This is a genomic window from Thiorhodovibrio frisius, from assembly GCF_033954835.1.
In the GTDB taxonomy this organism is placed as follows: Bacteria; Pseudomonadota; Gammaproteobacteria; order Chromatiales; family Chromatiaceae; genus Thiorhodovibrio; species Thiorhodovibrio frisius.
Window position 1 is genome coordinate 4,490,079 of sequence record NZ_CP121471.1, and the last position, 26,945, is coordinate 4,517,023.

The 26,945-nt window shown below is 57.8% G+C and carries 21 protein-coding genes and 1 tRNA gene; 18 read left to right on the forward strand and 4 right to left on the reverse strand.

Annotation, left to right across the window (positions count from 1 at the left end):
- Positions 1–22: 22 nt before the first annotated feature.
- From Thiofri_RS20575 to Thiofri_RS20615, 9 genes are all read left to right on the forward strand, one after another.
- Positions 23–3,310, forward strand: a complete 3,288-nt coding sequence (locus tag Thiofri_RS20575) for a helicase-related protein (protein WP_009148016.1) — start codon at positions 23–25, stop codon at positions 3,308–3,310.
- 22 nt (positions 3,311–3,332) lie between these two features.
- Positions 3,333–4,004, forward strand: a complete 672-nt coding sequence (locus tag Thiofri_RS20580; RefSeq protein ID WP_009148017.1) for a DUF4391 domain-containing protein — start codon at positions 3,333–3,335, stop codon at positions 4,002–4,004.
- Between the two features lie 18 nt (positions 4,005–4,022).
- The gene (locus Thiofri_RS20585) at positions 4,023–5,894 is read left to right on the forward strand and encodes a site-specific DNA-methyltransferase (protein ID WP_009148018.1); all 1,872 of its coding nucleotides are present in this window, start codon (positions 4,023–4,025) and stop codon (positions 5,892–5,894) included.
- A 75-nt stretch (positions 5,895–5,969) separates the two neighbouring features.
- Complete coding sequence (locus Thiofri_RS20590) at positions 5,970–6,203, forward strand: type II toxin-antitoxin system Phd/YefM family antitoxin (RefSeq protein WP_009148019.1); 234 nt, start codon at positions 5,970–5,972, stop codon at positions 6,201–6,203.
- A gap of 3 nt (positions 6,204–6,206) precedes the next feature.
- Positions 6,207–6,593, forward strand: a complete 387-nt coding sequence (locus Thiofri_RS20595; RefSeq protein ID WP_009148020.1) for a type II toxin-antitoxin system VapC family toxin — start codon at positions 6,207–6,209, stop codon at positions 6,591–6,593.
- A gap of 123 nt (positions 6,594–6,716) precedes the next feature.
- Positions 6,717–6,998 carry a helix-turn-helix domain-containing protein gene (locus Thiofri_RS20600; protein ID WP_040856232.1) on the forward strand — a complete coding sequence of 94 codons (282 nt, stop codon included), beginning with the start codon at positions 6,717–6,719 and terminating at the stop codon, positions 6,996–6,998.
- A 66-nt stretch (positions 6,999–7,064) separates the two neighbouring features.
- Entirely contained in the window at positions 7,065–10,109 is a 3,045-nt protein-coding gene (locus tag Thiofri_RS20605) for a type III restriction-modification system endonuclease (RefSeq protein WP_009148022.1), read from the forward strand.
- Positions 10,109–12,163, forward strand: coding sequence for a hypothetical protein (locus tag Thiofri_RS20610; RefSeq protein WP_009148023.1), 2,055 nt, complete (start codon positions 10,109–10,111; stop codon positions 12,161–12,163). The genes Thiofri_RS20605 and Thiofri_RS20610 overlap by 1 nt, the downstream gene beginning before the upstream one ends.
- 7 nt (positions 12,164–12,170) lie before the next feature.
- Positions 12,171–13,634, forward strand: a complete 1,464-nt coding sequence (locus Thiofri_RS20615) for a tetratricopeptide repeat protein (RefSeq protein ID WP_009148024.1) — start codon at positions 12,171–12,173, stop codon at positions 13,632–13,634.
- Between the two features lie 60 nt (positions 13,635–13,694).
- Here the strand turns inward: Thiofri_RS20615 and Thiofri_RS20620 are convergent, their stop codons facing one another.
- Complete coding sequence (locus Thiofri_RS20620; RefSeq protein WP_040856235.1) at positions 13,695–15,584, reverse strand: DEAD/DEAH box helicase; 1,890 nt, start codon at positions 15,582–15,584, stop codon at positions 13,695–13,697.
- A gap of 291 nt (positions 15,585–15,875) precedes the next feature.
- On the opposite strand from Thiofri_RS20620, the gene Thiofri_RS20625 reads away from it, so the two are divergent.
- On the forward strand, positions 15,876–16,142 hold the full coding sequence (locus tag Thiofri_RS20625) for a hypothetical protein (protein ID WP_009148026.1): 267 nt from the start codon (positions 15,876–15,878) through the stop codon (positions 16,140–16,142).
- 79 nt (positions 16,143–16,221) lie between these two features.
- Here the strand turns inward: Thiofri_RS20625 and Thiofri_RS20630 are convergent, their stop codons facing one another.
- Entirely contained in the window at positions 16,222–16,455 is a 234-nt protein-coding gene (locus Thiofri_RS20630; protein WP_009148027.1) for a hypothetical protein, read from the reverse strand.
- Positions 16,456–16,566: 111 nt separating this feature from the next.
- On the opposite strand from Thiofri_RS20630, the gene Thiofri_RS20635 reads away from it, so the two are divergent.
- From Thiofri_RS20635 to Thiofri_RS20660, 7 genes are all read left to right on the forward strand, one after another.
- On the forward strand, positions 16,567–16,968 hold the full coding sequence (locus Thiofri_RS20635; RefSeq protein WP_009148028.1) for a terminase small subunit: 402 nt from the start codon (positions 16,567–16,569) through the stop codon (positions 16,966–16,968).
- Positions 16,969–17,567: 599 nt separating this feature from the next.
- Positions 17,568–18,254, forward strand: a complete 687-nt coding sequence (locus tag Thiofri_RS20640; RefSeq protein ID WP_009148029.1) for a hypothetical protein — start codon at positions 17,568–17,570, stop codon at positions 18,252–18,254.
- Between the two features lie 298 nt (positions 18,255–18,552).
- Positions 18,553–19,275: a hypothetical protein gene (locus tag Thiofri_RS20645; protein WP_009148030.1), complete on the forward strand. Its 723-nt coding sequence runs from the start codon at positions 18,553–18,555 to the stop codon at positions 19,273–19,275.
- Between the two features lie 2 nt (positions 19,276–19,277).
- Complete coding sequence (locus Thiofri_RS20650; RefSeq protein ID WP_009148031.1) at positions 19,278–21,050, forward strand: DNA polymerase; 1,773 nt, start codon at positions 19,278–19,280, stop codon at positions 21,048–21,050.
- 210 nt (positions 21,051–21,260) lie between these two features.
- Positions 21,261–21,620 (forward strand): hypothetical protein, encoded by a 360-nt coding sequence (locus tag Thiofri_RS20655; protein WP_143741854.1) that lies wholly within the window; start codon positions 21,261–21,263, stop codon positions 21,618–21,620.
- A complete protein-coding gene (locus tag Thiofri_RS24885; RefSeq protein ID WP_083848444.1) occupies positions 21,604–21,957 on the forward strand; it encodes a helix-turn-helix domain-containing protein in 354 nt (117 codons plus the stop codon). Before Thiofri_RS20655 ends, Thiofri_RS24885 begins: the two co-directional genes overlap by 17 nt.
- 104 nt (positions 21,958–22,061) lie before the next feature.
- The gene (locus Thiofri_RS20660; RefSeq protein WP_456129297.1) at positions 22,062–23,003 is read left to right on the forward strand and encodes a tyrosine-type recombinase/integrase; all 942 of its coding nucleotides are present in this window, start codon (positions 22,062–22,064) and stop codon (positions 23,001–23,003) included.
- Here the strand turns inward: Thiofri_RS20660 and Thiofri_RS20665 are convergent.
- Positions 22,960–23,034 (reverse strand) — tRNA-Val (locus Thiofri_RS20665). The two genes, Thiofri_RS20660 and Thiofri_RS20665, sit on opposite strands and share 44 nt — an antisense overlap.
- 127 nt (positions 23,035–23,161) lie before the next feature.
- Positions 23,162–23,875, reverse strand: coding sequence for an SDR family oxidoreductase (locus Thiofri_RS20670; RefSeq protein WP_009148033.1), 714 nt, complete (start codon positions 23,873–23,875; stop codon positions 23,162–23,164).
- Between the two features lie 195 nt (positions 23,876–24,070).
- Here Thiofri_RS20670 and uvrA point away from each other — a divergent pair, with 195 nt between their 5' ends.
- Positions 24,071–26,896 carry an excinuclease ABC subunit UvrA gene (gene uvrA / locus Thiofri_RS20675; protein WP_009148034.1) on the forward strand — a complete coding sequence of 942 codons (2,826 nt, stop codon included), beginning with the start codon at positions 24,071–24,073 and terminating at the stop codon, positions 26,894–26,896.
- Positions 26,897–26,945 lie beyond the last annotated feature (49 nt).

Below are 26,945 nucleotides of genomic sequence, written 5' to 3' on the forward strand. Positions count from 1 at the left end.
TTATTGCCCCCGTTGGCGCATAATGAAACTCCTCGACAACACCAACGCCCTGTTTGGCGATGATCTCAAGGAAAGCCTGCGGCCGGGATCGCGGCTGCGGGTGGCGGCGTCGTGTTTTTCGATCTATGCCTTCGAGACTCTGAAGGCGGAGCTTTCCACGGTCGAGCGGTTGGAGTTCATTTTTACCGCGCCGACCTTTGTGGCCTCTGAGGTGACGGATCGACTGAAGAAGGAGCGGCGGGAGTTTTATATCCCAAAGCTTGGGCGTGAGACCAGTCTGTACGGGACGGAGTTTGAGATTCATCTGCGCAATCAGCTAACTCAACGGGCGATTGCGCGGGAGTGTGCGGACTGGATTCGGCAGCGGGCGCGTTTTAAGTCGAACCGGACGCAGGCTCCGATGCAGGGGTTTGCGCATCTCGGAGGCGCTGCGTCGGGCGGTGGCGGGGCTGCGGTCTACATGCCTTTGAGCGGGTTTACCCTGACTGACCTGGGGTACCAGAAAGGCAACGCGGTCTCCAATTTCGTGAACCGGCTGGATGAGCCGGTTCATACCCAGACCTATCTGCAGTTGTTCGGGCAGATTTGGGACGACCCGGCGCAGGTGGAGGATGTCACCGAGGCGATTTGCCATCATATCGAGTCCGTCTACCAGGAAAACCCGGCGGAGCGGATTTACTTCCTGATGCTGTATCACATCTTCCGGGAGTTCCTGGACGATGTTGACGAGGACGTGCTACCGAACGACCGCACGGGGTATCAGGAAACCCAGGTTTGGCAGAAGCTGTTTAACTTCCAGCGTGATGCGGCCACCGGCATCATCAACAAGCTTGAGACCTACAACGGCTGCATCCTGGCTGACAGTGTCGGGCTCGGCAAGACCTTCACCGCGCTTGCGGTCATCAAGTATTACGAGTTGCGCAACCGCTCTGTGCTGGTGTTGTGCCCGAAGAAGCTGGCCGACAATTGGCTGAACTACAACGCCAATCTCAAAACGAATCTGTTCGCGGCGGATCGCTTCAACTACGACGTGCTGTGCCACACGGACCTCTCGCGCACCCAAGGGGAGTCCTTCGGCATCCCGCTGAACAAGATCAACTGGGGCAACTACGACTTGGTCGTGATCGACGAGTCGCACAACTTCCGCAACAACGATGCCTTTAAGGATCGGGAGACGCGCTACCAGAGGTTGATGAATCAGGTCATCCGCGAAGGCGTGAAGACCAAGGTGCTGATGCTCTCCGCCACCCCGGTGAACAACCGCTTCACCGACCTGCGCAATCAGCTAGCGCTGGCCTACGAAGGCCAGTCCGACCAGCTCAGCCGGCACTTGCGCAGCGACAGCAGCGTGGAGGAGATCTTCCGTCAGGCACAAAAGGCCTTCAACAGCTGGAGCCTGCTCGCCCCGGAGCAGCGCACACCGGCCAGCATTCTGCGGGCGTTGGATTTTGAGTTCTTCGAGCTGCTCGATGCGGTGACCATCGCCCGCTCCCGACGTCATATCGAGACCTTCTACGACACCCGCGACATCGGCTCCTTCCCCGAGCGACTGAAGCCGAAGTCCTACCATTGTCCGCTCACGCACCGCCGCGACGTGATGGACTTCAACGAGATTTTCACCCAGCTCTCGGCGCTCAAGCTCGCGATCTACGCCCCCATCAGCTATGTTTTGCCCTCGCGGCTGGCCAAGTACGAGGCGCTCTACGACACCGACCCGGCCAGCGGCGGCGCGCCCCTGCGGCAAGTGGACCGCGAGCGCAGCCTGCAGGCGCTGATGACCACTAACCTGCTCAAGCGGCTGGAAAGCTCGGTGGAAGCCTTCCGGCTGACCTTGCGCCAATTGAGCAACAATCTCAGCAACACCCTGAAGGCGATTGAAACCTTCGAGGCCAACGGCGGCGGCAGTGTGCCGGCCAGCTTCAGCCCGAGCTTCAATGACGAGGAACTGGAAGACGAAGAGCTGGCCGGACTCGAGGAGTTCACCGTCGGCAACCGGGTGCAAATTAGCCTCGCCGACATGGACTTGCTCGCCTGGCAGCATGACCTGCGCGGCGATCTGGTGCTGATCGATGGCCTGCTGGCATCCATGGACCGGGTCGCGCCCGAGGACGACAGCAAGCTGCAGCAGCTCAAGCAGGTGGTGCTCGACAAGCTCGACCAGCCGATCAACCCGGGCAACCGCAAGGTGCTGATCTTCACCGCCTTTGCCGATACCGCGAATTACCTGTTCGCGCACCTCGCCCCGGTGTTGCGGCAGGAACGCGGACTGGAGAGCGGGCGCATCACCGGCACCGGCGCGCCCAAGACCACCCTGAAAACCGGGCGCAAGGCCGGCTATGACGTGCAATCGGTGCTGACGCTGTTCGCGCCGCGCGCCAAGGACAAGGCGCTGATCCTGCCCGACGATCCGGCCGAGCTGGACGTGCTGATCGGCACCGACTGCATCTCCGAGGGGCAAAACCTGCAAGACTGCGACACCCTGATCAACTACGACATCCACTGGAACCCGGTGCGCATCATCCAGCGCTTCGGGCGTATCGACCGCATCGGCTCGCCCAATGCGCGCATTCAGTTGACCAACTTCTGGCCGGACATCACGCTCGATGAGTACATCAACCTCAAGGAGCGGGTCGAAAATCGCATGGTGATCGCCGATGTCGCCGCCACCGGCGATGACAATGTGCTCACCGCCAAAAGCAACGATATCGCCTACCGGAAGGAACAGCTGCAGCGCCTGCAGGACGAGGTGATCGAGCTGGAAGACGTGAAGACCGGCGTCTCCATCACCGACCTTGGCCTCAACGACTTTCGCATGGACCTGCTCCACTACGTGAAAGCCCATGGCGAGCTGGACAACGCGCCCAAGGGGCTGCATGCCGTGATCCCGGCCGATGTTGCGCGCGGGCTGCACCCCGGGGTCATCTTCCTGCTGCGCAACATCCATGACAGCGTCAACATCGACCAGCAGAACCGGCTGCACCCGCATTATCTGGTGTATATTGACCACCAGGGCGGGCTGATCGCGGATCACACCCAGGTCAAGCGCCTGCTCGATCTGATCCGCACTGGCTGCAAGGGCCGCGATCAGCCCGTCGCGGACCTGTGCGACCTGTTCAACCAAGGCACCCAAGATGGCCGCGACATGCGCCGCTACTCCGAGCTGCTCACCGACGCCATCCGCTCCATGATCGAGGTAAAGGACGAGCAGGACATCGACAGCCTGTTCAGCGGCGGTCAGACCAGCGCCCTGGTCAACCGCATCGCCGGGCTCGAAGACTTCGAGCTGATCGCCTTCATCGTGGTGCTGTGACGCCGATCAGGGACGCCGACAGATGAACCCCTGCTTCGCCTACCCGCCCGCCACCCGGTTCGGGCGCGTCATCCCCAAGAACAAGATCTACCAACATGCCAGCGCCACGGCTGCGCTGAAACGCCGCTTCGTCGCCTTGGTTGACCACATCCGCTGGGCGCACAAGCTCGCGCCCGCCACCCTGAACCTGAACCCCAGCCCGCAGGTGCCGGAGATTCAGGTCTTCCACCTGCAACTGCGCGAGCCAAGTGTCGATACCAAGATTTTGCGTGCCATTGACCAGGCCATCCCCTTCCCGCTGATTTTCGAGCTGACCTGCGGCGAGCGTCTGCTGGTTGCGGCCGCGCACAAGCGCCCGAGCGAGGCTGACAAGCACAAGTGGGTCATCAGCGAGCATTTCCACTCCGACTGGCGGCCGCTGGAGACCGAACGCGCGCCCTTGCCGGTCGCGACCTCCATGGACAAGCTCTACGAGCAGCTGCTCTCACCCCTGCTGCCGGTGGCCGCCGATGCGGAGGACAGCCTGCCGGCGCGGATCGACCGCACCCAGGCCATTGCCGCGCAACAGCGCGCCATCGACCGCCTGCAAGCGCGACTGCGACGCGAGCCACAATTCAACCGCCGGGTCGCCATCAATGCCGAGCTGCGCGACGCGGTGCGCCAACTACACCAACTCAACGGCCCCACTGGCTAGAACACCGAGATTCGATGGATGGATAAGCTCAAGATGCACAGCCCCGACCTCACCCAGAACAACATCGCCAAGCTGCGCGAGTTGTTCCCCGGCTGCGTGACTGAAGCGCGCGGGGAGGATGGGCAGCTCCGGCTGGCGGTGGATTTTGATCTGCTGCGGCAAGAGTTGTCCGACGAGCTGGTGGAGGGACCGCAGGAGCGCTATCACCTCGATTGGCCGGGGAAACGGGAAGCTTTGTTTATAGCCAGCGCGCCAATTGCAAAAACGCTTAGACCTTGTCTTGACGAAAGTGAAAATTTTTTTACCGCAAAAAATTTGTTCATAGAAGGAGACAACTTGGAAGCCCTGAAACTTCTTCAGGAGACCTACTTGGGCAAGGTCAAAATGATTTATATTGACCCACCTTACAACACCGGTTCTGAATTCATATATGACGACAACTTTATTGAGAACAATCGGCAATACCTTGCAAAATCGAACCAAACAGATAACTCGGGAAGCAGATTGGTTGCAAACACAGAAACAAACGGGCGGTTTCATTCAGATTGGCTGACAATGATTTACCCGAGACTGAAACTCGCTCGAAACCTCCTTAGTTACGATGGGGTTATTTTCATTTCTATCGATGATGGTGAAGTTGCGAGCCTTCAAAAGATTTGTTCTGAAATATTTGGAGAGGAAAACTTCGTCGGAAACATAATCTGGCAATCAAGAACATCAATCTCAAATGATCAAGAAATTTCGCTGAATCATAATCATACGTTAGTATATGCAAGAGACCGAGAGCAATTGGTCTTTTTTGGTGAACCATTGGATCCAAATGACTACGAAAACCCCGATAATGACACCCGTGGACCTTGGAAACTCGTTCCAATTGATGCGAATAAACCAGGGGGTGACACCCAATATCCAATAAGAAACCCAAAAACAGGAGAGGAATTCTGGCCACCAAATGGCAGAAGTTGGGCTATGAATCCACGTGAATACGAAAGGCTTTTCTTGGATGGGAGAATTAAATTTGGCAAAACTGACGATTCAGCGCCGAAGAAAAAACTATTCTATCATGAACGGATCAAAAAGGGCGATACAAAAACACCTAGCTCAATCCTTTTAGATGCAGGCACAACAAAAGATGGCACAACTGAAATGATGGAGCTATTCGATGGAAAGAAAATTTTTGACTATCCAAAACCGACGAGCTTCATGGAAAGATTGCTAAATTTTGGTTGCTATAAAGATCGCAATAGCATCGTTCTTGATTTTTTTGCTGGCTCTTGTTCGTTAGCTCATGCTTGCCTAAAAACAAATAATGTAAGCTTTATAACGGTCCAAATTGCCGAACCTGTGGATGAGTCGAAGCCATCAGGGAAAAATGCAATAAAATTTGGGCTGAACGTTATAGCCGACATTGGCAAAGAACGTCTACGCCGCGCTTTAAGAAAACTCCAAACGGTTAATGACGAAAGTACACCTGAACGGAGTGGCTTCCGCGTCCTCAAAGTCGACACCTCCAACATGGCGGATGTCTACTACACCCCCGACCAAACCGACCAGCGCGACCTCCTCGGCCAGGTCGCCAACATCAAACCCGACCGCACGCCCGAAGACCTGCTGTTTCAGGTGCTGGTCGACTGGGGCGTCGATCTGACGTTGCCGATACGCGAGGAGACCGTTCAGGGTCGCCGGGTCTTTTTCGTCAACGAGCCTCCCTATGATCTGCTTGCCTGCTTCGATGACAATGTGACCGAGGAGCTGGTCAAACAACTCGCCACCCATCAGCCGCTGCGCGCTGTCTTCCGCGATACCGGCTATGCCACCGACGCCACCCGGACCAATGTGGTGCAGATCTTCCGCCAGCTTTCGCCAGGCACCGAAGTAAAGTCACTGTAGTTGGATGATCAAATCCAACGGCGGATGGTCACTGCCGAACCCGCGCTAGCCATACCACTCAGAGAGCCAATCATCATGTCGCAAATCAGCATCCGCGAAGCAGAGGTTCAGCTTTCCAGCCTCATTGAAAGGGCCTGTCAGGGCGAGGAGATTTTGATCGCCGAAGCGGGAGTGCCCGTTGCCCGTCTCAGTGCCGTCACTCAATCCAGAGTGGGACGCCGTTTTGGCGCGCTGGCTGGTCGCGCCCGTGTCGATGAGCGGTTTTTCGACCCCCTGCCAAAGAGCGAATTGCAGGCTTGGGAGGGCTGATGCGTGCGGCTCTTACTGGATACCCATGCGTTGCTTTGGTGGCTTGATGGCGATGAACAACTTTCGGTCAGCGCACGCGCGGCCATGGGTGACGAGGCAAACCCGGTTTGGGTCAGTGCTGCCTCTGCTTGGGAAATTGCAACCAAGGTTCGCATCGGCAAGTTGCCACAGGCTGTCGAAGTGGCGGAACGGCTGCCCGAGATTCTCTCGGAACAGTTGTTTACACCACTCCCAATTAGTATCGAGCACGCCCGCCGATCAGGGCTATTACAGAGCGATCATCGCGATCCATTCGATCGGATGCTTATCGCGCAGGCGCAGATCGAGGGTATGGCCTTGGTTAGCAACGAAAAGCTCTTCGATCAATTCGGGGTGCAACGACTTTGGTAAACCAGACCATGCAACCGATTCAATTTGAAACGTTAGCGCCAAGTCGATGACTCTTTGAAACGCCGAGCGATGTTGATCGCCATTTGCGTTCACAACGGGATCAATAGGACGGGAACTGAAAGGATGAACATGCATCAATTCGACAGCGTTTGGGACGCGATCGAGGACACGCCGAAAAATGCAGAAATGATGAAGGTACGCTCTGGCTTGATGATGGCATTGCAGAAGTACATCGCTCGCCAAGGGCTCAGCCAGGCCGAAGCCGCCAAGCATTTCGGCGTCACGCCACCTCGCATTGCCGAGTTAATCAATGGACAAGTGAACGCCTTCGATGTCGATGCCTTGATCGCAATGGCAGCAACGGCGGGGCTCCACTGTGACATCCAGATCCGCGAGGCAGCTTAGGTCAATGGCTACGGTCCAGTCGCGCAGTCTGGGAGCGCCGGAGACATCGTCGAGCAAGCGACTGATATGAAGATCAAATTCAAAGTCCAACCCTACCAGACCGAAGCCGTTCAGGCGGTGGTGGACTGCTTTCGTGGTCAGCCGAAGGCAGACCCAGCGCGCTATCGCATCGACCCCGGTCGCCTGGATCAGCTGCAGCTGAGCACCGAGGGCTTTCGCAACGCCGAGATCGCGCAGACGGTGGATGTGCTGGAAAACATCCGGGCGGTGCAGAAGCGCCAGAACCTGATCCTGTCCGACCGGCTGGTCCCGAGCGCGGGCGGCAAGATCAACCTCGACATCGAGATGGAGACCGGCACCGGCAAGACCTACGTCTACTTGAAGACCATCTTCGAGCTGTACGAAGAATACGGCTGGTCGAAGTTCATCATCATGGTGCCCAGCATTGCGATTCGCGAGGGGGTGCAGAAGTCATTGGCGATGACCGCCGAGCACTTCGCCCAGACCTACCACCGCAAGGCGCGGTTTTTCACCTACAACTCCAAGCGCCTGCATGAGATCGAGAGCTTTTCGAGCGACGCCGGCATCAATGTGATGGTGATCAACGTCCAGGCGTTCGCCTCGACCGGCAAAGAGAACCGGCGCATCTATGATGAGCTGGATGACTTCCAATCGCGTAAGCCAATTGACGTGATCGCGCGCAACCGCCCGATTCTGATTCTGGATGAGCCGCAGAAGATGGAGGGACCGGCGACCAAGAAAGCGCTGCCCCAGTTCCAGGCCCTGATGGTGCTGCGCTACTCCGCCACCCACAAGAGCGAGCACAACAAGGTGCATCGGCTCGACGCGGTGGATGCCTACCAGCAGAAGCTGGTGAAGAAGATCCAGGTCTCGGGCATTCAGGTGCGCGGCATTGAGGGGGTGAGCGCCTATCTGCATCTGAACGATATCGAGGTGTCGAAAGACGCGGCTCCGGTGGCGCGCGTCGATATGGAAGTGCGCATGAAGTCAGGCCAGATTCGCCGCCAGCCCCGGCGGCTGGAGCGCGGAGCCAATCTCTTTGCCCTGTCGCGCGAGCTAGATCAATATCAGGGCTTCAGCGTCACTCAGATCGACGCCCGCAGCGGCACGCTGGAGTTCAGCAATGGCGTGGTGCTGGGGCTCGGCGAGGCGATAGGCGATGTGACCGAGGGCGACATCCGCCGCTTGCAGATTCGCGAGACCATCCGCGCCCACTTGCAGCGCGAGGAGCAGCTTTTTGCCAAGGGCATCAAGGTGCTGTCGCTGTTCTTCATCGATGAGGTGGCCAAGTATCGGGATTACAGCCAGCCGGATGAGAAAGGTGAGTATGCGCGCCTGTTCGAGGACGAGTACGAGCAACTGAAGGCGGAGGCGCTGGGGCGGTTCGACTTCGACAACCCGAGCTACCACCAGTACCTGAAAAGCATCGCCGCCAGCGAAACCCACAATGGCTATTTCGCCATCGACAAGAAAGGCCGCCTGGCGGACCCGAACGTGGCTAAGCGCGGGACGGACAAGGGCCTGTCTGACGATGTGACCGCCTATGATCTGATCTTGACGAAAAAGGAACTGCTGCTGTCGTTCAGGGAGCCGACGCGCTTTATCTTTTCGCATTCCGCGCTGCGTGAGGGCTGGGATAACCCGAATGTGTTTGTGATGTGCATGCTCAAGCAGAGCGATAGCAGCATCTCGCGGCGACAGGAAGTTGGGCGTGGCCTGCGCATCGCGGTGGATCAACAAGGGGAGCGGGTCGACCATCCGGCCGAGGTGCATCGCATCAATGTGCTGACGGTGGTGGCGAGCGAGAGCTACCGCGACTTCGTCTCCGGTCTGCAACAGGAAATCGCCGATGGGCTGAGTGCCCGACCGCGCCAGGCGACCGAGGCTTATTTCACCGGCAAACAACTCGCCACCGACGCGGGACCGGTCGAGATGACAGCGGAGTTGGCGCGCGAGCTGCACCGCTATTTGATCCGCCACGGCTATGTCGATAACGACGATCACATCGCCGAGCCCTACCACCAAGCCCGCGCCGCCGGCACCCTGGCCGAGCTGCCAGCAAGCTTGCAGCCCTATGCCGAGCCCGTGCTGGGCCTGGTTGACAGCGTCTTCAGCGGTGCCAGCCTGCCCATGCCAGGCGATGCCCGCAAGCCAAGTACCAACCCGCTGAACCAGAACTTCGACAAGCGCGCCTTCCAGGAACTCTGGCGGCGCATCAACCAGAAAGCCGTCTACCGGGTGGACTTCGACACCGAGGAGCTGATCCGCAAAAGCGTACCCACCCTCAACAAAGACCTGCGCGTCACGCCCATCAAGTATCTGATTCAACGCGGCACCCAAATCGAGGGCATGACCGACGACGACCTGCGCGAAGGCCGCTCGTTCAAGGTCGGTGAGAGCCTCACCGAAACCGGTGAGAGCGCTCACTCCTCCATTGCCTATGATCTGCTCGGCAAGATTGCCGAAGCCGCCGACCTGACGCGCCAGACGGTCGCGCGGATTCTCAATGACATCGAGCCATCCGTCTTCGCCCAATATCGCCAGAATCCGGAGCAATTCATCACCGAGGCCACGCGCCTGATCCGCGAGCAGAAGGCCACGGTGATGATCGAGCGCCTCACCTACGACGCCATCAACGAGCACTACGACACCGACATCTTCACCGCCGGGCAGACCGGCAACGACTTCTCCCGCGCCACCGAGAAGCTCAAGCGCCATATCTACGATTATGTGATGCCCGACTCCGAGGTCGAGCGCGCGTTCGTCCAAGCGCTGGAGACCGCACAGGAGGTCACTGTCTACGCCAAACTCCCACGCGGCTTCCTAATCCCAACGCCGGTTGGAGACTACAACCCCGACTGGGCCATCGCCTTCGATGAAGGCCAGGTCAAGCACATCTACTTCGTCGCCGAGACCAAGGGCAGCATGTCGAGTCTGGCACTACGCGGCATTGAGAGCACCAAGATCGACTGCGCGCGGAAGTTCTTCGCCGAGCTGGCCCGGCAGGTTGGGAGTAAAGCAGTGAGGTATGACGTGGTGACGGATTATGGACGGTTGATGGATGTTGTGGGCGCTCGGCAGGTTGGCTGATGGAGCTTTTTAGCCTCATGGCTCTGGTGAATTTTGCCGCCAACATGAGTGGCAAGTTCCAGGGGCGACGCAAACAGGGCGAGCGGCACGAACAATCCCTGTTACAGCAGAGTTTTGACCGCGAGCTGTTTCGCGCCAGATGCGAGGAGGAGCGACACCAAGCCGCAGAAAGCCGCGCGCATGACTGGGAACTCGCAGCACAACAACGACAAAGCGCGCTGGACCTGCAGGAAAACCAGAAGGTTCTGGATCACTGGCCGCTGCGCTTGTTCCCTTCCCAGATTCTGAAAACGGCAGTCGGGAGCGGCCCAGTTCCGCTGCGGGTTTTAATTTCCCCGCCCAAGCATTTGCTGTTCGATCTGGAAGGTTCCCTGAGGCCGGCTCTACGCGCCTTTGTCACCGAATACTATGGCTTCAATAGCTCGGAACGCCCGGTTGAGTTACTCGACGGTGCTTGGCGCGATGGGGATTTTCAGGGGGCTGCATCCATTAAGGCATTGCATGCGCGCCTCCAGTCCGAACCAACACTGGTCCTTGAGATGCAGGCTCTATCGAACGGCGAGTCCCTCTCGCTGAATTTGGCCGCATGGGGACCAGCCGATTCTCAGTATCGTTACGACACGGTTCTTCAGTTCAATATTCGCACCGAACTGGAAACATCCGCAAGGCGGCGAGCCACGCAGTGGAAGGCGGCCCGCGACACGCTCATCAGCGCGGGGCTTGCCGACTCGCCCGAAGACGCTGATCAACGCTTCGGAGGCATCCGAGCCAAGAATCTCAAGCGCATCGAACAAGAGACTGCCTTGCAAGCCGCCGGGGTGAATCTCGCCGATATCACACTCCCAGCCTTCGAACTGGAGGCTGAGGATTACGCGGACATCCAAACGCCCTTGATCACCTGGAGCTGCCTCGCCATTGGCTGGGTCTCTGATCTTTACTTCGCGAGTTACTGGGAACGCACTCCGCAACTCCCAAATGCCTTGCCAAAGCTACTGGCAGCCGAGAAAAACCTTGGACAAGGCTTAAGCGAAATCCTCGGCCAGTATTCGACTACCTACCAGGCACTGATTGCTGACCGACCGATTGAGACCCCAATTCTACTTGCTCAACTTGCGAAGACAATGCTCGGCTTAGCTGACCGACGACCGGCACAGGAAGTTCTTGAGCGGGCTGTCAGGTCATGGTGTGCGCTCAGGGAACTTTCCACCACATCGTCTGAAGGATACAGCCTGGTTCAACATTTTCTTTCAGACCTTGCGAAGGATACCAAGCTCAACGAAGCCTTTGAGGTCGACTCCGACTTTCGCCATCTACTCTGCGAACTGGTCGAAACGCTCTATCCCGAGCTTGAGCCCAACTGCAGCAAGTCTTTCGAGACCGGACTCGCCGCCCGACGTGAACGCGAGGCCATGTCATTACTGACCCGCGTATTTGAACAAGTGCCCCGCCGCTTTACAATTGCTGCTTCCTTGTACGCACCCCTGAGCGAATCCCTTCTGTCCGAGTACAAAGATCGATGGGATTGGGCTGCCTTGGCGTTAAATAAACATATCGTCTGGTCGGAAAGTCTGCTTGATCGACATATCGACCGTGTTTATTGGCCATTTATCAGCGGCAACCCGAATGTCGATTGGTCGGCCAATTTGCTGAAAAAATATCAAAAGAAACTGGATTGGTCAGCACTTTCCGAGAATGAACACCTGCCATGGGACGAATCCCTAATTTCACAGTTTTCCGAGCTTTGGGACTGGGAGGCGCTTTCCGACAATAGAAACCTGCCTTGGAGCGATTCATTAATCTCACGGTTTTCTGAACTCTGGGACTGGCAAACCCTTTCCGGGAATCAATCGTTACCATGGACTGCCGCACTTATTGAGCGTTACAAAGCCTGCTGGGATTGGAGCTCGCTTTGCGGAAATACCGCATTGCCATGGCAAGAGGATCTGATAGCTCTTTACGAAAACCACTTAGACATGTATGCATTGTCAGGCAATCCGTCTGTGAAGTGGACTACGGACTTGATAGCAAAATTCGATGATCGATGGGATTGGTGAATATTAAATGAGCACCACTCTTCTTAACGCAGGACACCCCCATGGCTTATCTGCCAATCCTGGCTTGCCATGGAATGCCGACCTTATTAAAAGATATCTAGACAACTGGGATTGGAGTTGGCTTTCTAGTAATCCAGACTTGCCTTGGACAGAGCAAATTGTCTCTGATTTCCAAGATAATTGGGACTGGACTGAACTTTCTAAGAATCCAGCACTTCCTTGGACGAAGAATTTTGTCGTTCAATACGCTGCGAAACTCGATTTTTCTTTATTATCTGAAAACCTAAGTATTCCCTGGAATTTAGATATTCTGAAGACATTCGCCGAAAAATGGAATCCCAGGGGATTAATAGCAAATTCCTTGATTATTGAGAGTCTTTCTATGAGGTCTTGGGTATTGGAACGATACGGCAAAGAAGCATTCTCGAAGGGTGATTTGGTTCTTGCACTTGGTCAAAATTCACATGACGTTGGCTATCTAAACAAGGTAACGAAAACTACTCACCTAGAAAACGAACAATCGAGTAAATTTGCAACATCACAAGTCTGCGCAACGGCTTTCTCAAACATTAGTGCTTTGCAACTTCGTGCGTTACTGAATAAGACAGAACCAAATAGTAAGGAAGCAGTCTCAGAAGATTATTTTCAATGCGCTGAATTCTGGAAAAACGAAAGATACCAAACACACACGCGGCACTTCGCACAACAATATAATTTTTACTACGCAGGCTGTGTTCGAAGCACTTATCTTCGCTCGGCACAGTTAGGGCATCGTGAGGCGCAATACAAACTTGCGGAGTATTATTTACTAGCAGGCGGCTTCAAAACATTGCCAATCTTTCGGGAGCTAGCCTCGATATCGACAGACCAAGATTGCCTAAGGCGCGCTATTGAATGGCATCGGAAAGCGGCGAAACAGGGACATCCTGATGCCCAAGCTTTTCTTTGGAAGTCTTTCTACTTCGGGAGAGATGTTAGCCAGGACAAAGAAGAAGCCCTGGTTTGGTTGAAAAGACTCGCCGAAAAAGAACTCCAGAACGAACAAACGAGTCAAAGACTGGGATATTTTAACTTTCAGTTAGGCGCACATTATTATCTCGAAAGAGACTTTGATACTGCTCGCGAGTCCATTCGACAATCATCCGACCTCGGTTACGTAGATGCGACCGTTTTACTGGGGAAGATGCATCTGGAGGGAAGAGGTGTAGAGAAAAACCATATTCGCGGTCTGGATCTTCTGCACCGGGCAGCTAAACATGATCATTTTATAGCCCTAAGATGCCTTGGCGCGTTGTACGAATCGGTATTCAGTCACCTCAATATGACTACTGAAGCTCGCGGGGTATCGCAAAACCTGCTTGAGAAAAAACATGAAAAATATAACATTCCGAGAGATCAGTTATCAGTTGAATATATCCTACAAAAAGACGGCACTTTTGCCGGGGCAGTATTAAATTTCGAATTTCGTTAATTGCTTTTCTAGTTGCCGACTCCTGAGGTTCAATAAAAAAAAATCAAAATACCATCGAGTTTAGCTCTGCTCGACCGTTAGATCTAAGTACTCAGGCCAGGTCACTCCGTAATCACGATACTGCTGGTCCGCACAAACGACCGTCAAAAAACTTCCTGACACATGCCGCTTTAAACGAGTAAGCCCGGTATAGAGTAATGTGGCAGCTTGCGGACCCTGTTGACTATCAACGAATATTACCAGAGCCCGTGACTCCCAGCCCTTGAAACTATGCAGTGTCGTTGCCTTGATTTTCTCCGCTCCCATAAAGAAATACTGCTTCCGCTGACGCTCAATTTTCCATTCTTCTGGCAACTTGGTGAAAGTGTGCGTGCACTTCACGCCTTTCATGCCAATCTTGCAGACAAAGTTGTAACCGAACTGTTTTGAATCACAGAGGAAAACAACATCCGTAATCGCAAGAACATCGGGCTCGGCTTTGGGAAATAGCGCACGGAACTCCTCGATGCACTGGGCCGCTGCATGCTCAGATTTAACTTGCACCCATCGAAGCTGACAGGGGTAAAAGTCAAGCTCGTCGTTAACGTCAGGTATGTTATCCGGGAGATCAAGCAATTGGTGTGGCAGGTACCGTTGCGCGAAGTCTGCGGCATATCTCAAGGCAACAGGGGGTAATCGGTAACTCAGCCCAAGGCGCGCCCAACGGCCGACGAAGCCTGAATGATTCATCGCCTCCTCGGTCCAGGCACTTGCCGTACCATAGACGTCTTGACTTGTATCTGCTGAAAGCCACATCTCCCCGTCTGGCAAGCAGACTCGACGAAGCAAGTTCCACCAGTTGAGCTGGAAGTCTTGGCCTTCGTCAACCAGAACTGCGTCGAAATGCTCTACTCCTGCGCTGTTCTCGTTCAACGCTTTATCAACGAGCGCTGGCAGCGAGTTTGTGAGGACTTGGTTAAGGTCTCCGGATTTCCAGAGTGCGTCGTACTCCTCTTGGAAACCTGAATGGATACAAACCCGCTTGCACCAAGCATGAAAATTCAGCCATGTTGCCTCTGTTCGAGAACGCCCCTGGTATTCAGGACAACGAACAGTGAGGTCCTGAAGGTAATTGAGCAGCGTGAGATTGAAGGTTACGACGAGAACATGTTTACCCTGTGACAAGAGTTCCGCTGTTCTTGCCGCGAGGACCAGCGACTTACCAGAGCCTGCTGGGCCTTTAATGCGGCGATAGCCAGATGCTGACCGTGTCTTTGAGAGCCGTTTCTGATTCTCATCAAGTTCCAGAGGAAGCCTTTGTGTCGCAGCGAAATCCGGCTCGACCAGCCAATGTCGTAGATCCTTTGCGACATCAGCGCTCATGAGTGCCGACCAGCTGCGTTTTGCCTCCGGAAAAACTCTACTGATCCCAGCCTTCTCAAGCGTGTCTCGACCTACAAGGGGGTGGTAACTTGCGACGTTGGGATCATTCAACTTGTGGTAGGACAAGACGGGCTCGAAAAGCTGGTCGACCTGCGCTTGACTCGAAAACGGCATGATCACACCAGCCGTTACGGCAGCAATGGCTTTTTTGCTGTTGAGGCGGGGGCAATAAAGATCTAGGATTTCTTGCTGATAGATGAGTACCTTATCAACTGGATTTTGATGCTGAAGCGAAAACCACTTTCCATCTTTGTGGGCAACAAGCTCCGGAGATCTTCCCACCCGAGGAATGACCTTGTACTCCATCGCATGGAGCGACCAATCCTTAATCTCGTAGACTGCGATCCCAATATCCGGATTAAGGAGAACGAAATCGGGACGTAGGCCATTAAGATGCGGCTGAATGTATATTTCCCACTTTTCCGGAAGGTTCTGTAGAAAAAAGTCTAGAACCAAACGTTCCCCCTCTGTCAGCGGTTGACGGAGATTGCCCAGCGCATTTAGTGGTGGCGAGACGAAACGTTCCACGATGTTACTCGTTGCTACTCGTGTAGGAGCCATCTAAAGTGACTCAAGTCTAGCACTCCATGCATCAAGGAGTCGTGCGAAACTTTCAGCTTATGGGATATCAATCCCTGACACATCTCCTGGCAGACACTAGAACTTGAATACGAACTTGAAACAAGGCGGTGGACGCGCCACAGTATCTCTAACCTAAGGTCTCGATCATGTGCGACGAACGTTCCATCTGTGGATAACTTAGCAACTAAACCTTTACTCGCCGAGCGAAAGGCGTTCCCTGGGTCCTGAGACTTAGCCATGCCAAAGTATGAAGAAATACTCGAAACCCAGGAAACCATCATTGGCGTTGTGCCAAGGGCCAATGACTTGATTGAATACCGGTGTGTCTTGAGAGTCTGTTCTGGAGGCAAGACTCCGGTCACCCTCGACATGACGTTCGTGCCGCCACATCCCTACTCGGTGAACATGCCGGAACAGCATCAGATCAAGGCAGAGAGTATTACTGCTGCCTACGAGAAAGTCGTCCGGTTCCTCGCTAAGTATGGAGCGCAATTTCCTGCATGAGTGCAAACACTTACAAGTTGTTCAAGTCCGAGTCGAAGTGCTAGGTGCGGAAAACCGCGCCTAGCGCTTCACGCACAACTCATAAGCGGATAACGCGTGGGCCAAACTCAGGCCCGAAGTCGCGTTCTGCTTGGGTGAGCCCTGGCATTCGTTCAACCAAGACCTGCAGGTAGCTCTCCAGCAGATCGATACGGTAGGCATAGTCTGCGTTGATCACTTTCTGCTGCTCGAGCTGGGCTTTGATGTCTTTGACTTGGCCTTCGAGATAGCGTTCGTTCTTGATGAGATGGAGTTTGGGTTCGTCCGGTGACATGAGTTGCTCTCCTATGCGGTTGTGGAGTCAGTGTGAAGCGTCTCGTATGGTTTTCCGTACGCGGGGCTTCGGGCCTAGGAATCGGGTATCATTAAGGACAGTCATTCAGGAATGGAGTTGGCAATCGTGAATGGTCGAAGGAAGCGCTTTATTGATGAGTATCTCGTTGATGGCAACGGTGCGGCGGCTGCAAGGAGAGCTGGGTATGCCGCTAGTTGCGCCAGACAGACGGGTTCTGACCTACTGGCGAATCCTGACGTTGCCCGTGCTGTGCAGCGTAAGCGTGAGGCCGTGGCTCGACGGCTTTCAGTGACACATGACTCAGTGGCGATGGGCTTCATGGAAGCCTTCGAGGTTGCGCGTGAGCAGTCCGATCCGGGGGCTATGATCTCGGCTTGTCATCGGTTGGCTGAGTTCTGCGGTCTGTATCCTGACAAACAACGTCAACTGCCAGCGGGACGCATGCTCAAGGAGCTGTCGGACGCTGAGCTTCGGGCGATGGCTGAGGGGTAACTAAATTTAATTTCGGCACGTTGAGGCATGCCGTCGCGCTTGTTGTTTCGTTGGTTTTTGATCCTTTCAGCTCGATGCCCGGCAAGTCTGGGACGCTGTGGTTTGACAGACGATTCGCTCGAACGGGTGCCCTGAAGTCTAGGCTCTCGCCCCTGAACCAGGTTTAGGTAACTTCTGCGGCGGCGTCGGACAACGTCGAGTTAATCAGCTGAAAGGCGCAGGGGGCCTGCAATCGTTGCCCGATTGGTCGGGGTAGCGGCGTTTCAGGTTGGACCCGATCCCTTTCGTTGTTGATCGTACTTGTGGGCTCGACGATCTTGCTGTCGCCCCTCGGTCGGCTGACCTCCCTACCACTAGCTCTCTTTCCCGGCTAGCCGAGTCCTTGGGGGCTTGTGCCTATGTGGGGCGCTTTCGGGCAGCGCTCCGTTGGACTACACTCCCACTTAGACTTGATGTGTCCCAAATTTCTTCATAAGGGCTTTGTGGACAAGGTTGGAGTTCGATTGGGCGACTCGCCAATTCGAGAGCTTTCGAGAAAGACATGAAGGTCAAGGTACGAGAAAGAGCGGCTTTTGCGAGGTGGACAGGGGGCTTGGCTGATGGGTGAGTTTGCACCTAAGCCCGCACAGAATATCCCCGTTGCTCTGCGCTTGGTTACCCGTATTACCTCGTGGACGGTATCGACTTTGCGCTGGCTGACAACGGAACCAATGGCGACTGCCCCTCCTGGTGCTGAGGAATTCTATCTATATGTGTACCAATGGCAGGAGAGCGGTGGGGCCGTAAGGAAAACCGTTTCCGTACTCCGGAACTTGTTGGAGTTCGCTGCTCAAGCCGACTCCGAGTATGAAGCGCTCTCTAGAGTGCCACCAGATCTGTTTGTCTATTCTGATGACTTGGAGGCTGCGTTAGTCCAGGCCCACCGTGACCACTTCGACGAACCCCTATATCACCACAACCAACCTGATTGGGTGCCTAACTTGCACGGTATCCAGGGTCTCGTCAAGGACTGTCCGGAGGCGTTGAGGGGACTGGTTAGTCTAAAACCGAGTAGCCAGACAAGGTCTCGCGCAGAAAAAAAGGCTGAAACCAAAGCGCGAGATGATCGTATCCAAGAAGCGTTTGCGGATGCGTGGCGAGCCGGGATTGCAAAAATGGCGAGCACGGGGGCACCGAAGCCACTTAAGGAAAAAATTTGTGAGGCTTTAGCAAACAACAAGGACCTCAATCCTGACGGAATAACGGCCTCCAGAATTGAGCGGATCGTGCGCCGGCCTCGCCGCTAGCGGGTTTCTGTCTCTGGCCTGCCCAAAAAAAAAGCGCTCCAAAATTGCGCCTTTTTGCTTTTCGTTGCCGCGCCCCTTTTAAGGGTCTGATTTGATGGACAATTTCAGTCGTAACCGAGGCCAATTGCGGCTTGCTGCGCCTTTGCGCCTTTTTTGATGGGCACGATGGCGCGGGAGCCCCCTGGCCTGGACTCACCGGAGGCGCGGTGGCAGCCATGTTGTTTCGCCTTTTCGCCTGCTGATCATGGAGAACCTGAAGCCGCCGCAATCCGCGTCCGGCAGGCACAGGTGAAACTCCATGGCCGCATTGGCAATCAGCAATCAAGTCCTCGATGACGATAATCAGGCGAGCGCCACAATCGAAGAGAATCCGGCAGGCGCGCCGGCACCCGACTGCTCGCAGGGAATGCCGGAAAACCTGTCATCCGATCCAGGTAACTCAAAACTCGAAGCCCCCAACGCTTCGCCCTCGCCCTTCAACCCCGAATCCTTCCGCCTGCACCAAAACTTCGGTGCAGTTTCGGGAGCCAAGAAGAAGCTGCTGATCGCGCCGGTCCGCAAGCCAAACAAGCAGGCTTATGTGCGCACGCATCCGGACCAGGCGTTCTGGATGGAAACGCCAGTGGTAGACCTGAAGGAGGAGCGCGAGTCCTATCTGGTCCACCCAAACTTGTGGCCGGAGTTGCCGCAAGAGCTGACCCCGAAGGTGCTGGTCACGACCATTGATCGGCAGGGAAATCTGTCACTCTGGCCGATTCGCCTGCCAAGCGAAGATGGCCGCCACGATGACTGGAACGCCAGCGCCCTTGAAGCGGCCGAGTTGGCCAAGACCCGTTGGGTGCGGGTGCAGGCCAACATGTCGCTGGGTGCCTACGACGTGTATGAGGCGACCGGGAACCTATCTGAGCCGGAGTGGCCGGCCGACCTCTCCATGGGGCAGCTGCTCGAGATCGCGTTCAAGGGGCGGGTCATCGACAACCTGGACCACCCGGTGATTCGTCGCCTGAACGGGGAGCTGTGACCATGAGCGGAGAACCGAACTTTGGCGAGATCTGGCTCGTCGATTTCGAGTTCTCCGCGCCTCCGGGCGAACGGCCGAGGGTCGTTTGCCTGGTGGCTCGGGAACTCTTTTCGGGGCAGCTTATGCGGGTTTGGGAAGACGAACTGGCCGGCATGGCCGCGCCGCCCTACCCAGTGGGCGAGGATGTGTTGTTCGTTGCCTACTACGCCAGCGCGGAGATGGGCTGCCACCTCGCGCTGGGGTGGCCGCTGCCAACCCATGTGCTCGACTTGTTCCCCGAGTTCCGCTGCCTGACCAATGGGCAGTCGTTACCAATGGGCAGCGGGCTGGTCGGCGCGCTGGCCTGGTTCGGGCTGGATAGCATCGAGGCGGTGGAAAAGAACTCCATGCGCGAGCTGGCGATACGAGGCGGCCCCTGGACGACGGACGAGCGCGAAGCGTTGCTGGACTATTGCGAGTCCGACGTGGCAGCGCTGGAGCGGCTCATGGTGCCGATGCGCGAGACGCTGGATTGGCCGCGCGCCCTGCTGCGCGGACGTTCGATGAAGGCGGCGGCGCACATGGAGCACTGCGGCGTGCCGATTGATGTTGAGACGCTCGAGCGGTTGCGCACGCACTGGTCGGTGCTGCCGGCACGGCTGATCGCGTCCGTGGACCGCGATTATGGCGTCTTTGAGGGGAGCACCTTCAAACGCCAGCGGTTCGAGGAGTGGTTGGTGCGCGAAGAGATTGCCTGGCCTTACAGCCCGTCGGGGACGGTGAAGTTGGATGACAACACCTTCAAGGCGATGAGTGTGCTGTACCCGCAAGTCGCTCCTTTGTGGGAGCTGCGCAAGACGCTTTCCCAGCTGCGACTGCACGACCTTGCCGTCGGCGATGACGGCCGGAACCGGTGCTTGCTGTCGGCGTTCCGGGCGCGCACTGGGCGCAATCAGCCGAGCAATAGCAAGTTCATCTTCGGCACGGCGGCCTGGCTGCGGGGGCTGATTCAACCGCCACCCGGCCGGGGTGTGGCCTACGTCGACTGGTGCCAGCAGGAGTTCGGCATCGCGGCGGCCTTGTCTGACGATCCGCTGATGCGGGCCGCCTATGCCTCGGGCGATCCCTACCTGGCTTTCGCCAAGCAGGCCGGCGCGGTGCCGGCGGGTGCGACCAAGCAGAGCCATAAGCGCGAGCGGGATCTGTTCAAGGCTTGCGTGCTCGCGGTGCAGTACGGCATGGGCGAGGCAGCGCTGGCGGAGCGCATTGGGCAACCGGTGGCGAAGGCGCGGGAGTTGCTGATGTTGCATCGGCAGACCTATCGCACCTTCTGGCACTGGTCGGACGCGGCGCTGGACTACGCCATGCTTGAAGGCGAGCTATGGACGGTGTTCGGCTGGCATATCGGTGTGGGTTTAGACCCAAATCCGCGCTCGCTGCGGAACTTTCCGATGCAGGCGAACGGGGCCGAGATGTTGCGGTTGGCGTGCTGCCTGATCACGGAGGCCGGCATTCGGCTCTGCGCGCCGGTGCATGACGCGGTGCTGATTGAGGCCCCCTTGGGCGCGCTGGACGACACCATCGCCCAGGCCCAGGCGCTGATGGCGGAGGCCAGCCGGATCGTGCTGGATGGCTTTGTGCTGCGCACCGATGCGGAGGTGGTGCGCCATCCGCAACGGTACCAGGACGAACGCGGCGTGGCGATGTGGGAGCGGGTGCTTGGGCTGCTGGCGGAGATTGAGGCCGAGCCCAAGGCGGAATCGGTCCCAGCGTCGGTATTGGAACCGACCGACTGACGGCCGGAGTCGTGTCGCATCCGTGAGCACCCGGTGCGCATGGGTGAGCGGTGAACTGCTCATCGGTGCGCACCAGGGTCTCTTATCTCTTTATTCTTATTAAGGGTCTTCATCATGGAGGAACGGAAGATGGGTGTCGATGAGCGCCAGGTTGAACTCGCCTGCTTGAGAGCTCGCCCTCACAGGGTGACAAAGGGCGACGGAGGAACGGTGGGCCGATCCGGGGTGCCGAGGCATCAGGCGGGCGAGCCCTTTGTGAAAGGGCCGATTCCGCTCAATTGGTTGGAACGTGCGGCCCGGTTGCCAGGTAAGGCGTTGCATGTCGGGCTGGCGTTGTGGTTTCGCGCGGGCATGGTTGGGGATGCTTGGGTGAAGCTCTCCAATGGGCTGGTGGCCCGTTTTGGGGTGGAGCGCAATGCCAAGCGCCGAGCCTTGACCGCATTGCAGGGCGCTGGGTTGGTCGAGACGCAGCCAGGGGTGTCGAGGAACGCGAGCCCGCTGGTGCGGCTGAAGGCCGTGCAAGCGGCGGTTGGCGGCACGGAGGGGCACAACCATGGCGGAAGCGACTGATCCCTTGCTGTGGGACCTACCAGCAGTGCGCCACCAGCTCGGCGGCGTTTCAGACTCAACCGTGCGACGGCTGATCGCGCGGGGCGAGCTGCCGGTGGCACGGGTGGGTGGTCGGGTGATGGTGCCCTCGGCCGCCGTGCGAGAATTTGTTGCCCAACGCACCAGGGACGCGGAGAATGGAGGGCGCATGAATCAGGGTGCGCTGGCTCCGACAACAGGAGAAAGTGCATGCCAAAACAAGCACAAGGGCTCTTTAAGAAACCGAACAGCAAATTCTGGTACGCGGACTACAGCGATGCCAGCGGGCGACGCGTTAAACGCTCTACTCGGACTGTAAACCGCAAGGAGGCCGAGGCGCTGCTGGCGAAGTGGAAGCTCGCGGCGCACCGGCAGACGATGTGGGAGGAGGCACCGGAGCGCTCCTACGACGAGTTGATGCTGATGTATCTGCAAGGCCCGTCGACCGAGAAGCGGGCGCATCAGCGCGATCTGTATGCGGCCAAGCGGCTGACGCCGTTCTTCCAAGGGCGGACGTTGAACCGGTTGGGAACGGCGGATATTCAGGCGTACATCGATCATCGGCGCGCGCAGGGCGTGGGGCCGGCGACGGTGAACAAGGAACTGAATCTGCTCTCGGCGGCGCTGAATTATGCCCGTCGACGCTTGCAGTGGGAGGTGCCGAATCCGGTACAGCACATGCGGCTGCGCCCACCGGAGGGGCGGATTCGCTGGATTCGTCACGAGGAGGCGGAGCGTCTGATGGCGGCGGCGGCCGGGGTGCGGAACTACTTGCCGGATTTTATCCGGCTGGGTCTAAACACCGGGATGCGCAAAGGTGAGCTGTTGGGGCTGTCCTGGGACCGGGTGGATTTTGACCAGGAGATGGTCTACCTCACGGACAAGGATCAGAAGAACGGCAAGCATGGTAGCGTGCCGCTCAACGCGGAGGCCCTAGCGGCGCTTAACAGCCGGCGGGAATTCCGCGAGACGCATTGTCCGCAATCGCCCTGGGTGTTCGCCAACCGCGCGGGAGAGCGGTTGGGGGAGATCAAGAAGGGATTCAAGACCGCGTGCGAGAAGGCTGGGATCGAGGACTTCCACCCGCACGACATGCGCCACACCTGTGCCGCCTGGCTGGTGCAAGATGGGGTGGATATCCGGGTGGTCTGCGAGTTGCTGCGGCATTCGTCGATCACGGTGACTATGCGGTATGCGCATTTGTCATCAAGGAATGTGCGAGAGGCCGTGGAGCGTTTGTCCCACTTTCGCCCCACATTGGCAAACGGCAATAAAAAAGCCGCTGAGGCTGACCCTCAAGCGGCTGATTTAGAAGGGGCTTTGGTGGGCGCGGCTGGTTTCGAACCAGCGACCCCTGCCGTGTGAAGGCAGTGCTCTCCCACTGAGCTACGCGCCCTGATTGTGCGGTCTGGTTTTGCAGGTGGAGCGGAAGTCTAGCCGCTGACTGGTGGCGGGTCAAATGGATGCTGACCATTTGGCTGTTGTCGGTTTCTCAGCCGTGGCTGCAGCCGCTCCCGGCGGTGCTACCAGGGAATGGGCTGACCGTCGCGGAAAAAGCCGCCGCTGGGGCCATCATCCGGCAGGGTAGCGGCCCAGACGATGCCTTCGGCGCCTTCTTCGATGGAGCGGGTGGCGTTGCTGCCGCCCATTTCGGTGCGGACCCAGCCGGGGCAGACGGAGTTGATCTTGATGCCGGTGTCTTTGAGCTCGTCGGCGAAGATGCGGGTGACAGCGTTCATGGCGGTTTTGGATAGCCGATAGGCGGGGGCGAAGCCATTCATGTCGCTCAACTGGCCCATGCCGGAGGAGACGTTGACAACCCGCCCCTGGCCCTGCATGAGTGGAATCAGGCTTTGGCACAGACGCAGGGCCGACAGGGTGTTGGTCTCGAAGGCGCTGCGCAGGTCGGTGAGATCAGCGTCGAAGATGCTGGAGCCGGGCGTGCCGGGGGGCGGGTCGGGGAAAATGCCGGCATTATTGACCAGCACGTCGATGCGGCCGAATTCCTTGCTGAGATAATCGCGCAATCCGAGCACCGAGGATTCTTCGGTGACATGCAGCGGAAAAAATCGCAGGTCCAGCCCTTCGGCGGCGAGTTTGCCGGCGGCGGTCTGGCCCTCGGCCTCGCGGCGAGCGGTGAGGACGACGCAATAACCGCGTGCAGCGAGCTGGCGGCAGGTTTCCAGCCCTAGTCCGCGATAGGCGCCGGTGACGACGGCGACGGGTTCGGTAGCCATGGGCGATCTCCGAGGGTTGATCTCAGTGGTAGGTTCCAGCGTTTATGTCAGTATATATCCAAACAACCTTGGACTTCGGCCCGTTCCGGGGCGGAATCAAGGGATGATGGAAAAAGATCGCAGAGCAAAACGCTGTTCCCGGCCTGACGCTCATGGTCCCGGCCACCCCGGAATATGAAGCTTGTTGTTACGGTAATGGACAAGATCCGCATTCGCGGCGCACGCACCCACAATCTCAAAAACATCGACCTCGACTTGCCGCGCAACCGGTTGGTGGTGGTCACAGGGCTGTCCGGTTCGGGTAAGTCCTCGCTCGCCTTCGACACCCTCTATGCCGAGGGGCAGCGGCGCTATGTCGAGTCGCTCTCGGCCTACGCGCGGCAGTTCCTGTCGTTGATGGAAAAGCCCGATGTCGATCATATCGAGGGACTGTCGCCGGCCATTTCCATTGAGCAGAAGAGCACCTCGCACAATCCGCGCTCCACGGTCGGCACCATCACCGAGATCCACGATTATCTGCGACTGCTGTTCGCGCGCGTCGGCACGCCGCACTGCCCCGAGCATGGGGAGCCACTGGCGGCGCAGACGGTCAGCCAGATGGTCGATCAGATTCTAAGCCGCCCCGAGGGCGAGAAGCTGATGCTGCTCGCGCCCGTGGTGACCGACCGCAAAGGCGAGTATCAGGCGCTGTGCGCGGAACTAAATGCCCAAGGCTTTGTGCGGGCGCGCATCGACGGCCAGTTGTGCGAGCTAGACGCGCCGCCGGCACTGGATGCCAAAACCCGACATGACATCGAGGTGGTGATCGACCGCTTTCGCGTGCGCGCTGATCGCGCCCAGCGGCTGGCCGAGTCATTAGAGACGGCACTGGCCCTGTCCGGTGGTCTTGTGCACCTGGCGGCCATGGAGCCCGAATCCGGGGTGGCAGAGACGACCTTCTCGGCCAACTTTGCCTGTCCGGTCTGCGGCTACAGTTTAAGCGAGCTGGAACCGCGCCTGTTCTCCTTCAATAACCCCGCCGGCGCCTGCCCAACCTGTGACGGACTGGGACATGAATTATTCTTCGACCCGGCCAAGCTGGTACAGCAGTCGGCGCTCAGCCTGGCGGACGGTGCCATCCGTGGCTGGGACCGCAACAATCGCCATTACTTTCGCATGCTTGAGGCGCTGGCGGGACATCTTGGCTTTGATCTAAACACACCCTGGTGCGAGCTGCCTGGGGCCGTGCAGGCTCAGGTCCTGAAGGGCACCGGGCAAGACAAACTTAAACTCAAGCTTCCGCACGAGCGCGGCAGTGGCAAGCAGCGAGTGTTTGAAGGCATTCTGCCCATGCTGGAGCGGCGCTATCGTGAGACGGACTCGGCCCTGGTGCGCGAGGAACTCGGGCGCTACCTCTCGCGCCAGCCCTGCCCGACCTGCGCCGGCACCCGGCTCAATCGTGCGGCGCGTCATGTAAGCATTGACGGAAAGAATCTGCCCGAGCTGTCCGCATTGCCGGTGGCCGCGTGCCTGAACTGGTTCGACTCGTTGGAACTGACCGGCCAGCGCGCCGCCATCGGCGAGAAAATCCTGCGTGAAATCATCGCGCGGCTGCGCTTTCTCGCCGATGTCGGCCTGACCTATCTCAGCCTCGCACGCGGGGCCGACACCCTCTCTGGCGGCGAGGCGCAGCGCATTCGCCTGGCCAGCCAGATCGGCGCCGGGCTGGTAGGGGTCATGTACATTCTCGACGAGCCCTCCATCGGCCTGCACCAGCGCGACAATGCCCGGCTGCTCGACACGCTGCGGCGGCTGCGCGACAGCGGTAATACCGTGATCGTGGTCGAGCATGACGAGGAGGCCATGCGCGCCGCCGATGAGATTGTCGATCTTGGACCGGGCGCGGGCGCGCGGGGCGGGGAGATTGTCGCCCAGGGCACAGCGGAGCAGATCATGGCCGAGCCGGCCTCCCTGACCGGGCGCTATCTCGCAGGCGTGTTGCGGATCGAGATCCCCGCGCAGCGCCGGCCGGCGGCGGATGACCGCTGGCTGCGGCTGCTTGGCGCGACGGGCAATAATCTGCAAGGCGTCGACATCGCCATTCCGGTGGGCACCTTTTGCGCCATCACCGGCGTGTCTGGGTCTGGCAAATCCACCCTGATCAACGACACGCTCTATCCCATCCTGGCGCGCAAGCTCAACCAGGCCAGCCTGCGGGGCGCACCCTACAGGAACATTCAGGGGCTTGAGCATTTCGACAAGGTGGTCGAGATCGACCAAAGTCCCATCGGGCGCACGCCGCGCTCCAATGCTGCCACCTACACCGGGCTCTTTGGTCTGATTCGTGAGCTGTTCGCCGCCGTGCCCGAATCACGCGCACGTGGCTATGGACCGGGACGCTTCAGCTTTAATATAAAAGGAGGGCGCTGCGAGGCGTGCAAGGGCGACGGGCTGATTCGGGTCGAGATGCACTTTCTGCCCGATGTCTATGTGCCCTGCGATGCCTGCGCCGGGCGCCGCTACAATCGCGAAACACTGGAGATTCGCTACAAGGGCAAAACCATTGATGAGGTGCTGAACCTCACAGTGGCCGATGCGCTCGAGTTTTTCGCGCCCGTGCCGCTGCTCAAGCGCAAGCTCGACACCCTCGACGCCGTAGGCCTGTCCTACATCGCCCTCGGCCAGAGCGCAACGACGCTTTCCGGCGGCGAGGCGCAGCGCATCAAACTCAGCCGGGAACTCTCCCGCCGCGATACCGGCCGCACCTTTTATATTCTCGACGAGCCGACCACCGGGCTGCATTTTGAGGATGTGAAACACCTGCTCGCCGTACTGCATCAGTTGTGCGATCGCGGCAATACCGTGGTGGTGATCGAGCACAACCTGGATGTCATCAAGACCGCCGACTGGGTGATCGACCTTGGCCCCGAGGGCGGTGACGGCGGCGGGCAAGTCGTGGCGAGCGGAACGCCTGAAAGCCTTGCTACCTGCGCAAACTCCTTTACCGGGCAGTTTTTGCGGCCGTTGCTCAATGCCCGTTAACCTGAACGCCACAGGGGGTATTTCCCAGGGTTGCTGGGACTCAGACCCT